Here is a 10,678-nt window from a genome sequence, read left to right as displayed (position 1 = left end):
CCCCATCTTGCCCCGACGAAAGTTCTCTTACGTGCGCCGACTACTAGCAATCCTTCTTCCAGCCCTGCTGCTGTTGACCGCCTGCGGCGGTTCAACCGCAGAGCCGGAACCCACCAGCAAGTCCGCTGGCGAGACTGCGAAGTTCGACTCCCTCAAACTGACCGACAACGGGGACAAAAAAGCTCCCGGTGTGGAGTTCAGCAAGCCGCTGGAAGTGGCAGAACCCACTATCAAAGTGGTTACCGAGGGCGACGGCGAAACAGTGAAGGCGAACCAGATTGCCAACATCTCCATCCTCGCCCTGAACGGTACGGACGGATCCACCCTCGAGGACACGTTCCCCAGTGAGCCAGAGCCCCTGGAACTCAACGAGGAATTGAAGACCGGCAGCGAGGTCATCTACAACGCGTTTGTGGGCGCCAAGGTAGGTTCCAGCCTTGCACTTGCCGTTCCAGGCCAAGCCGCTGCTGCCGGCGGCGAAGCCCAGCCTACACAGCTGCTGGTGATCAAGGTCCTTTCCGCTTCCGACGTAACCCCTGTGCTTGAGAAGCCCGAAGGTGAGACCGTCACCCCGCCGGCCGGCCTGCCCACCGTCACTGAGAAAGACGGCATCCCCGAAATCTCCGTCGAAGGTGTTGCGGCTCCCACCGCGCTCGTCTCCCAGGACCTCATCAAGGGTAACGGCGCCACCGTCAAGGAGACCGATACGCTCACCGTGAACTATGTGGGCGTCAACTTGGTGGGCGGAACCAAGTTTGATTCGAGCTTCGACCGTGGCGAACCTGCTTCCTTCCCGCTCACAGGCGTCATCAAGGGCTGGACCCAGGGCCTCGCGGGCAAGACCGTAGGCTCCCGCGTCCTGCTGGTCATCCCCAAGGACCTCGCCTACGGCGACGCCGGCCAGGGCGAAGCCAAGGGCGATCTTGTCTTCGTAGTGGACATCCTCGGAGCCAAGTAGCAACAATGGCAACAGGCCCGGCCCCCGCCGCGGCATGCAAGCAGCACACCATCTATAGGACACCAAGGAGCACCATGTCTTTTGGACAGCGGGAATTTGACCGCCAGAAGCCCGAAATCGACTTCCCCGAGGGCGACGTTCCCACGGAACTCGTTATCACCGACCTCATCGAGGGGGACGGCCGCGAAGCCAAGGCCGGCGACACCGTTTCCACCCACTACGTCGGAGTTGCCTGGTCCACAGGCGAAGAATTTGATGCCTCATGGGGCCGCGGCGCCCCCCTGGACTTCCGCGTGGGCGTCGGACAGGTCATCCAGGGCTGGGACCAGGGCCTCCTGGGGATGAAGGTAGGCGGGCGCCGCCGCCTCGAGATCCCTTCCGAGCTTGCCTACGGTTCCCGTGGCGCCGGTGGAGCCATTGCACCCAACGAAGCCCTGATCTTCGTGGTTGACCTTGTGGGCGTTCGCTGACCCCAGCTGCACCACATCGCTGCGGAGCGCGGCAGCAATCGGACCATCACATCCTGTTGCTGCCGCGCTTCCTGCGTTAGGGCGTGGAGTTTAGTAATCTAACGAGGGTGCCCGCATCCCGTACTGAACGCCTCCTGAATCTGCTGATCTCTCTGCTCAACACGAGGTACGGCCTGCGCCGGAACGAACTGCGCGAAACGATCTACCGCGACACCCCGGGTAACGAGGCGTCCTTCGGACGCATGTTTGAACGGGACAAAAGTGATCTTCGCAAGTTCGGGTTCGACGTCGAAACGCTGACGGACATGGGTTGGAGCGAGGACGATCCTGCTACGACCCGCTATCGGATCGGCAAGGAATCCAACCGCCTGCCGGACGTCCAGCTCGGTCCGGAGGAGTGGACGGTACTTCTCCTGGCCTCCCAGCTGTGGGAGCGCGCAGCGTTGGGCGCAGCCGCCCAAAGCGCATTGCGGAAGCTCCAGGCGTCCGGCGCAATGGCTGACGTCCAATTGCCCGCGGGCGTCCAGCCCAGGATCAAACCCGCGGGGCAGGCCTTCGACGACCTTGTTGCCGCGATGCACGCCAAGCACCCCGTCACGTTCTCCTATCTTGCAGGCAGTACGGGAACTGAGGAACAGCGGACAGTTGAGCCCTGGGGGCTCGGAAGCCGGTTCGGGCACTGGTACCTTGCCGGCTATGACAGGGTCCGGAAGGCACCCCGCCATTTCCGCCTCTCCCGCTTCACCAGCGCGGTGACCACCCTCGAGCGGCAGCAGTTTACGCCGCCACGCGACTTTAACATCAGGCAGGAACTGGACAGCCTGCCGGAGCTCCCGCTGCGCACCGCCGTCGTGGACGTCCGAAAAGAACGGCTGCTGGCGCTGCGCCGCCGCGCTGTGGCGCAGGACTCTTCACTGGAAGATGCACAGGGCAGCGGCGCCGCAGAACCACCCGAAGCGGGCTACGAGCGGATCAGCCTGCAGTACCGGGACCCTGAAGTCCTGGCCGAAGAGCTCGCTTCCTACGGCCCTGACGCTCTGGCAGTGGCTCCCGCCGAACTTGCCGACTCCGTCCGGCGCAGGCTTCGCGCCGCAGCAAAGTTCAGCGCCGCGCCTGTCCCCAGATATCGGTTCGCCAGCACTCCCTCGCGGCCCGTCCGCGCGCGCACCTCGGAGGACCAGCTCAAGCGGATGCTCCAGCTGGTGCCCTTTCTGGTGCACAACCAGGGCCTGCATATCCAGGACGTCGCAAACCGCTTCGGCATCAGCAGGAAGGAACTGGAGGACGATCTGCAAATCCTGATCTGTTCAGGCCTTCCGGAGGGATATCCCGATGACCTGCTGGACATCCAGTGGGAGGATGACCACGTCTTCATCTCCCAGGATCTTGACCTCACCAAACCCGTCCGCTTCACCGTCGAAGAAGCATGCGCCCTCCTAACCGGACTGGAGTCGCTCAACGGGCTGCCGGAGGTAGCAGAGCACGGCGCCCTGGAATCAGTGACGCTCAAGCTCCTGGCGGCCGCCGGTGAGGAGGGGCTCCGGGCAGCTTCACTTGCCGGGCCGGAAATGGCACCGGCAGATGCCGCAACGCATGCCACAGTACGGCGAGCCATCGAGTCGGGATCCCAGCTGCGCCTGACGTACCTGGCCCCGCAGCGGGACAGCGTCTCGGAGCGGGACGTCGACCCGCTCCGCCTCTACTCGCTGGACAACATCTGGTACTTCGAGGCCTACTGCCATTCCGTGGAAGGGCTGCGGAACTTCCGGCTGGACCGCGTCCAGGACCTCCACCCGAACGGCAGGCCGGTGCCGGCCGGAACAACCCCCGCCGAGGGGGTTCCGGCGAAGCTCTTCACGGCCAGGGACGACGACACGATCGTCACCGTCCACCTCACCCGGCAGGGAAGGGGGCTGGCTGACGACTATTACGCCGAACGTACGGCCGAGCTCGACGACGGCGGGCTGGTGGCTGACATCCGGTTCGGCAACACCGCGTGGCTTCCGATGTTCGTGGCCCAGCATGGTGGCTCCGCCCGCATCCTGGCGCCGACGGAGCTGGCCGACGCGGCCCGCACATGGCTGGCGGCGTCCCTGGCCAGGTACGGCGGCTAGACTTCACAGCATGCCTTGGTGGTCGTGGATCCTGATATGGGTAGCGCTCGTTGCGCTCTCGCTGCTCCTCTATGTCTTTTTGGGCATCCGGCTGTTCCGCCAATTCATGGCCACCCTTAAGGATTTGGGGGCAGCTGGTGAAAAACTGGGGCATTTGGGCCCCATCGACCAGCCGGACTCGCCCCCGGATCGAACGAGGCCGCAGCCCGGTTCCGCAGTTTTTGCCTCCCCGACCGTCATGCGACATGATTACGAGGCATCCAAGTCGTCCCGATGGGAAGAACGCCGCCTCAAACGAGTGCAGCGCAAGACGGACCGGGGTCAGCCGCAGGCGCTCGGCGATCTGGACTTCACATAGAAGTAAAATGTATTCAGACGAAAGGATTTCCCGTGGGAAGACTGTTTGATGGCCCCTGGCCCATCGTAATTATCATCGTTGTTGCTCTGCTTCTTTTTGCCGCGCCCAAACTTCCGGCCATGGCACGCAGCCTCGGCCAGTCCATGCGGATCATCAAATCCGAGGTCAAGGAAATGAAGAACGACGGCAAGACCGACACCTCTGATGCATCCGGTCCTGTGGAAGGCACCATCGTCAACCACCCCAAGGCGAAGCCCGGCGAGTCGACAGACGGCACTGACGTTCCGCCGTCGAACCGCGCCTGACCCCAGTGGCACTGTCGCGGGCCCGTAAAGCCAACCCAGAGGGGCGGATGGCTCTTTGGGACCACCTCAAAGAGCTGAAAAACCGGCTGATTAAGTCGGCTATCGGCGTCGTCGTTGGCGGCATTGGAGGCTGGATACTTTACGATCCGTTGCTTAAGGCGCTGGCCGATCCGGTCAACAGCATCTCCCAGCAAACCGGCGGGCTCTCGGCGATCAACTTCGGAACCATCGCCTCGCCGTTTGACTTCAAGCTCCAGATGTCGCTCCTCATCGGGGTGGTCATTTCCAGCCCTGTCTGGATCTACCAGCTGTGGGCTTTCATCACCCCGGGCCTGACCTCCAAGGAGCGTCGTTACACACTGGGGTACATGGCTGCTGCCGTCCCGTTGTTCCTCGCCGGCATCTGGGCGGGATGGCTCGTGGTGCCACAGGTGGTCCGGGCACTCACGCAATTCACACCTGACGGCTCCTCCAGCGTGATTGATGCGCGCACCTACATCGAGTTCGTCACGCGGATGGTCCTGGTGCTGGGAATCGCCTTCCTGGTCCCTGTGGTGCTGGTGGGCATCAACATGGCCGGCGTCATCTCCGGTCAAACCATCCTTAAGGCCTGGCGGATCACCGTGTTCCTGGTGTTTGTGCTGGCGGCCATAGCGGCGCCGGGTGCCGATGCCATCTCCATGTTCATGCTCGCAGGCCCGTTGCTGGTGCTCTTTTTCGCAGCCATCGGGATCTGCCTGATGAATGACAAGCGCCGGGAGCGCCGGCAGGCAAAGCGCTTGGCAGAAACTGATGCCACAGCAGATATCGCCACCCCGGGAAGTGAGCTGAAGAACCTCTAGGCTCCTATTAGGCTTGGTGTATGTCCTCCAACGACGGTTCGTTACAGCCCAGGCCATTCTCTACCGGTCCCAGCGATCCCGAAGAGCTTTCCCCGGCCGAGAGGTACCGCGCCAGCGCTGAACGAAGGGCAGAGGCGGCCACATACCTCGGTGCTTTCTCCCGCACCCTGGACTTTGAGCTCGATGACTTCCAGCGGCAGGCCTGCCGTTCCCTCCAGGAGGGCAGGGGCGTGCTGGTTGCAGCCCCTACCGGGGCAGGAAAAACCATTGTTGGCGAATTCGCAATCTACCTTGCCCTCCAACGGGGCCTGAAGGCCTTTTACACCACGCCCATCAAGGCGTTGAGCAACCAGAAGTTCACTGAGCTCAGCGACAAGTATGGAGCAGACAGCGTGGGCCTGCTGACCGGTGACACCAGCATCAACGGTGATGCTCCCGTGGTGGTGATGACCACGGAAGTCCTGCGCAACATGCTCTACGCCGATTCGGCGACCCTTGGCGACCTGGGCTACGTGGTGATGGATGAAGTGCACTACCTTGCTGACCGCTTCCGCGGCGCCGTCTGGGAAGAGGTCATCATCCACCTCCCCAGCGAAGTGCAGGTGGCCTCCCTTAGCGCCACAGTCTCCAACGCCGAGGAATTCGGCGCGTGGCTTGATACCGTCCGTGGCGACACGGACATCATTGTGTCCGAGCACCGGCCGGTGCCGCTGTGGCAGCACGTCATGGTGGGCCGCCAGATCATGGACCTTTTTGCCGGGGAAACCACCTTCGATGAAATCGCTCCACCAGTGGATTCGGACGAGGCTCAAGAGAATTCGAGCAAGGACAGGGCGAAGAGCCGGGGTTTCGACGTGAACCCTGACCTCCTCACCGTTGCCCGAAGCGAAAGCATGCAGAGCTTCCGGGCCAGGTCTGCGCCCAACGGCCGCGGCCAGCGCGGCAGGCGCGGGAACGACCGGCCGGGCCGGGGCGGAGACGAGCGGGGAGTGCGCCCTGCCAGCCGGCCGCAGGTGATCGCAAGCCTTGACCGCATGGACCTCCTGCCCGCCATCACCTTCATCTTCTCCCGGGCCGGTTGTGACGCTGCCGTTGCCCAGTGCGTCGGTTCCGGGCTGTGGCTGACGACGGAGAAGGAGCAGCGGATCATCGCGGAGCGCGTGGACGAGGCTGGCCATGACATTCCCCCGGATGATTTGGACGTTCTGGGCTTCTGGACCTGGCGAGACGGCCTGCTTCGGGGTTTCGCGGCCCACCATGCCGGGATGCTGCCCACCTTCAAGGAGGTGGTGGAGAAGCTATTCGCGGACGGCCTGGTGAAGGCTGTATTCGCCACCGAGACACTTGCCCTCGGCGTCAACATGCCGGCCCGCTCCGTTGTGCTCGAAAAGCTGGACAAGTTCAACGGTGAGGCGCACGTGGACATTACTGCCGGTGAGTACACGCAGCTGACCGGACGCGCAGGCCGCCGGGGCATCGACGTCGAAGGCCACGCCGTGGTGCTGTGGCAGCCGGGTACGGACCCGACGGCGGTTGCCGGCCTTGCTTCACGGCGTACCTACCCCCTGAATTCCAGCTTCCGGCCCACGTACAACATGAGCATCAACCTCCTGGCCCAGTTCGGCCGGGTGAGGGCCCGCGAGATCCTGGAGTCCTCCTTCGCACAGTTCCAGGCGGACCGCTCGGTGGTCGGCCTGGCGCGGCAGGTCCGGAGCCGTGAGGAATCGCTGGCCGGCTATGCGAAATCCATGACCTGCCACCTCGGGGACTTCACGGAGTACGCTCGGTTGCGCCGGGAGCTTTCCGACGCCGAAAACGCCACCTCCCGTACGAAGTCACGGGCCCGGAAGTCGCTTAGCGATGATTCGCTGGCGCGTCTGCTTCCGGGTGACGTTGTGCACGTTCCGGGCGGGCGGGCCCCTGGCCCCGCAATAGTGCTGAGTTCGGACCACAGCAGCCGGGAGCCCCGTCCCGCGGTGCTGACGCTGGACAACCAGCTGCGACGCATTGGGACCGATGACCTGGAAGGTCCCATCGCACCGGTCACGCGCATCCGCATCCCCAAGTCCTTCAACGCCAAGGTTCCCAAGTCCCGTCGGGACCTCGCATCCTCGGCCCGGAACGCACTGCGGGAAAACCGCCCGCCTGCCCCCGGCAACAACCGCAACAACGACTTCGGCCTCGCCACCGCCCTGCCGAACCAGGAAAAGCGCATCGCCGATCTTCGACGCGCGCTCCGCGCCCATCCCTGCCACGGGTGCAGCGAACGGGAGGACCACGCGCGCTGGTCCGAACGCTGGTGGAAGCTACGACGGGAAACGGATGGGCTGGTCCGGCAGATCCAGGGCCGCACCAACACCATCGCCAAGACGTTCGACCGGGTCTGCGACGTCCTGTCCTCCTACGGTTACCTCGAACCGACCACCGACGGCAGGCTGGTCATTAGTTCCGACGGGCAGAGGCTGCGGCGGATTTACGGCGAGAAGGACCTGCTGATTTCCCAGTCGCTCCGGCTTGGCGCCTTCGCGGATCTTGACGCTGCGGAAGTCGCGGCCCTTGCCAGCGTCCTGGTGTACCAGGCCAAGCGCGAGGACCGGGGGCTGCGCCCGCGGATGCCCAGCGTCTCCCTGGAGACCTCGGTGGACATCGTCGTGCGCGAATGGTCCGCCTTGGAGGATACAGAAGAGGAGTACAAGCTTCCGTTGACCGGCGAACCCGAACTGGGCCTGGTGTGGCCGATCTACAAGTGGGCGCGGGGCCGGCACCTGCAGGACGTCCTGAGCGGTACCGACCTTGCGGCAGGCGACTTTGTCCGCTGGGTGAAGCAGGTAGTTGACCTGCTGGACCAGCTCGCGAAGATTCCTGGCCTGGATCCCCGCCTCGCACGCCTTTGCTCGGACGCCATCTCGCTGATCCGCCGCGGCGTCGTGGCCTACTCTTCCATTCTCTGACCTACCGCCCGCTGCTGCCGGCCGTCCTATCTCCAGGAGTACTGCTTACCTATGCCCCATTCCGAAGACCTGCCCGCATCCCGTGCCAAGACCAGCCCGGTACTTTATCGCAACGGTTCTGTCTACACAGCCGCCGATCCCTTCGCCACCGCCATGCTTGTGGACGGAGACACGGTGGCGTGGGTGGGCTCCGAACAGGCAGCTACTTCCATCGCGGATAGCTCCATGGACATCATCGACCTCCGCGGCGCCCTGGTTGCCCCCGGTTTCGTGGACTCCCACATGCATCTGACGGAAACAGGAATGGCCTTGGATTCCTTGGCGCTGCAACAGATCAGCTCGGCGCGTGAGCTTTTGGACGCTGTTGCCGCTGCGCCCGGTAACGGTCCGGTCCTAGGCCACGGCTGGGATGAGACAATGTGGGCCGATGCCACCCTGCCGAGCGCCGAGGAACTGGAGCGGGCTTCGGGAGGCCGCCCGGTGTACCTCTCCCGCGTCGACGTCCACTCAGCCTTGGTCTCTGCGTCCCTGGCAGGCTCGGCGGGCCTTCGCGGCCTTGATGGTTTCGACGGCGGGCCGAGGGTTCGGCGGGCCGCCCACGCAGCAGCACGGCAGGCGACCCGCCGGCTCCCCGAAGAGGTGCTCCGCCGGCACCAGCGACGGGCCCTCACCGAGGCAGCCGCCAACGGTTACGTTGCCGTGGCGGAGATCGGGGCTCCGCACCTAGGGGGTACCACCGATCTCAGGCTGGCAGGAAGCTGGAACAGCAACAACGGGGGAGTGCCGGCGCCTGAGGTACTGCCGTATTGGGGCGAATTGGCGTCGTCGGAAGATCATGCCCGCAGCATTCTCGATCAACTAGGGGTCGGCGTCCGGGGCCTTGCCGGCGACCTGAACATCGACGGCTCCATAGGATCACGGACGGCGGCACTGAGGTCCGGCTACAGCGACGCCCCTGACGAGTCCGGCAGCCTGTACCTGAGCGTGGAGGAGGCAGCAGCCCATCTTGCCGCCTGTTCCCTCGTGGGAATCCAGGGCGGATTCCACGTGATTGGGGACGCGGGGCTCGACGCCGCACTGAAAGCGTTGGAGCTGGCGGCCTCCGAGGTAGGGGAGCAGCGGGTCCGGGCGGCAGGCCACCGGTTTGAGCACGTGGAGATGGTGGATGCAGCAGCCATTGCAACACTGGCCCGCTACTCCGTGACGGTGAGTGCCCAGCCCGCGTTCGATGCCGCCTGGGGAGGCCCCGGAGGACTGTATGAGAAGCGGCTGGGGGAGCGGAGCAGGCCCATGAATCCCTTTGCCAGCCTCTACTCTGCCGGAGTTCCCGTGTGCTTTGGCAGTGACAGCCCCGTGACGCCGCTGCGCCCCTGGTCCAGCGTCCGGGCCTGCCTGGAGCACCACAATGAAGATGAGCGGATCTCGGCGCGCGCAGCTTTCCTGGGCCACACCCGGGCCGGATGGCGGGCAGCGAAGTATCACCATCCCATGGCGGGCCAGCTCGTCCCCGGAGCTCCGGCCAGCTTCGCCGTCTGGGAAGTCCAGGAACTGATGGTCCAGGTGGCCGACGGCAGGGTTCAGTCCTGGAGCACCGATCCGAGGGCCCGGACGCCATTGCTGCCTGCGCTGGACACCGGCTCTGATCCGGTTTGCCTGCAGACTGTAAGGGACGGTTCCGAGCTGCACGCCAGCCCCGCCCTGCGTTCCTGACCTACGTTCCTGGCCCCCGCACCGCCCGCCCTATAATGGGTAGCTGCGCCTGCCAGCGATTTCGCTCGTCCGCGGGTGCACCGACCGTTCCCACCAGGAAGGCTCTCTGTGCGCGTCCTTACCATCATCCCTACCTACAACGAGCTGGAATCGCTGCCCATCACCCTGCAGCGGCTCCGAGTAGCCGTACCGGCCTCGGACGTGCTGGTAGTGGACGACAACAGCCCTGACGGCACCGGCCGGCTGGCCGACGGGATTGCAGCCGAGGACGCCCAGGTGCACGTCCTGCACCGCAAGGGCAAGGAAGGGCTGGGCGCCGCCTACATTGCCGGGTTCAAGTGGGGCCTGGACGCCGGATACGACGTGCTGGTGGAGATGGACGCGGACGGTTCCCACCAGCCCGAACAGCTGCCCCAGCTCCTCGAGGCCATCGACCAAGGTGCTGACCTTGCGATGGGTTCGCGCTGGGTCCCCGGCGGAAGCGTGGTGAACTGGCCGCTGTACCGGCAGGCCATCTCGCGGGTGGGAAGCACCTATGCCCGCCTCATGTTGGGCCTGAAGATTAAAGACGTCACGGGCGGCTACCGCGCGTTCCGCAGGACCACCCTTGAAAAGCTCAACCTGGACCAGGTGGACTCGGTGGGCTACGGCTTCCAGGTTGACCTCGCCTGGCGGGTTTCCCGCATGGGCCTGCGGATCGAGGAACGGCCCATTACTTTTGTGGAGCGCGAACTCGGCGCCTCCAAAATGAGCGGCAACATTGTGGTGGAGGCAATGATCAACGTCACGAAGTGGGGGCTCCAGGCCCGCTGGAACACCCTCACCCGCAGGAAGTCGCCGGCCCAGCCGTAACTCATGCTCCGCATGCCTGCCGCGAAAAAGCGGCAGCTCGGAAAACAAGGGCCGTCCCCCACAGAATGGGGGACGGCCCTTGTTGCTTTTCGAGATGCTAGGCGGAGCGGCGCTCTCC

At 64.6% G+C, this 10,678-nt stretch carries 9 protein-coding genes; all 9 read left to right on the top strand.

Annotated features, from left to right (window positions below):
* The first annotated feature begins 31 nt into the window (after positions 1-31).
* The 9 genes from AC5RWX_RS25480 (at position 32) to AC5RWX_RS25440 (ending at position 10,560) form a co-directional block, all read left to right on the top strand.
* The gene (locus AC5RWX_RS25480; RefSeq protein WP_494099073.1) at positions 32-958 is read left to right on the top strand and encodes an FKBP-type peptidyl-prolyl cis-trans isomerase; all 927 of its coding nucleotides are present in this window, start codon (positions 32-34) and stop codon (positions 956-958) included.
* Positions 959-1,032: 74 nt separating this feature from the next.
* A complete protein-coding gene (locus tag AC5RWX_RS25475; protein ID WP_066275847.1) occupies positions 1,033-1,428 on the top strand; it encodes an FKBP-type peptidyl-prolyl cis-trans isomerase in 396 nt (131 codons plus the stop codon).
* A gap of 107 nt (positions 1,429-1,535) precedes the next feature.
* The gene (locus AC5RWX_RS25470) at positions 1,536-3,542 is read left to right on the top strand and encodes a helix-turn-helix transcriptional regulator (protein ID WP_494099072.1); all 2,007 of its coding nucleotides are present in this window, start codon (positions 1,536-1,538) and stop codon (positions 3,540-3,542) included.
* A 10-nt stretch (positions 3,543-3,552) separates the two neighbouring features.
* Entirely contained in the window at positions 3,553-3,900 is a 348-nt protein-coding gene (locus AC5RWX_RS25465) for a hypothetical protein (protein WP_494099071.1), read from the top strand.
* 32 nt (positions 3,901-3,932) lie between these two features.
* On the top strand, positions 3,933-4,205 hold the full coding sequence (tatA, locus tag AC5RWX_RS25460) for a Sec-independent protein translocase subunit TatA (protein ID WP_494099070.1): 273 nt from the start codon (positions 3,933-3,935) through the stop codon (positions 4,203-4,205).
* 47 nt (positions 4,206-4,252) lie between these two features.
* Entirely contained in the window at positions 4,253-5,047 is a 795-nt protein-coding gene (gene tatC / locus AC5RWX_RS25455; protein ID WP_494099069.1) for a twin-arginine translocase subunit TatC, read from the top strand.
* A 20-nt stretch (positions 5,048-5,067) separates the two neighbouring features.
* Complete coding sequence (locus AC5RWX_RS25450) at positions 5,068-7,998, top strand: DEAD/DEAH box helicase (RefSeq protein WP_494099068.1); 2,931 nt, start codon at positions 5,068-5,070, stop codon at positions 7,996-7,998.
* Positions 7,999-8,049: 51 nt separating this feature from the next.
* Positions 8,050-9,708, top strand: coding sequence for an amidohydrolase (locus AC5RWX_RS25445; protein WP_494099067.1), 1,659 nt, complete (start codon positions 8,050-8,052; stop codon positions 9,706-9,708).
* Positions 9,709-9,816: 108 nt separating this feature from the next.
* The gene (locus AC5RWX_RS25440; RefSeq protein ID WP_494099066.1) at positions 9,817-10,560 is read left to right on the top strand and encodes a polyprenol monophosphomannose synthase; all 744 of its coding nucleotides are present in this window, start codon (positions 9,817-9,819) and stop codon (positions 10,558-10,560) included.
* Positions 10,561-10,678: the final 118 nt, after the last annotated feature.

The sequence above is a fragment of the Arthrobacter sp. SPT-J7 genome (assembly GCF_059089965.1).
Note: the sequence above shows the minus strand (reverse complement) of the source record. Positions and strands in the feature narration are given on the sequence as shown.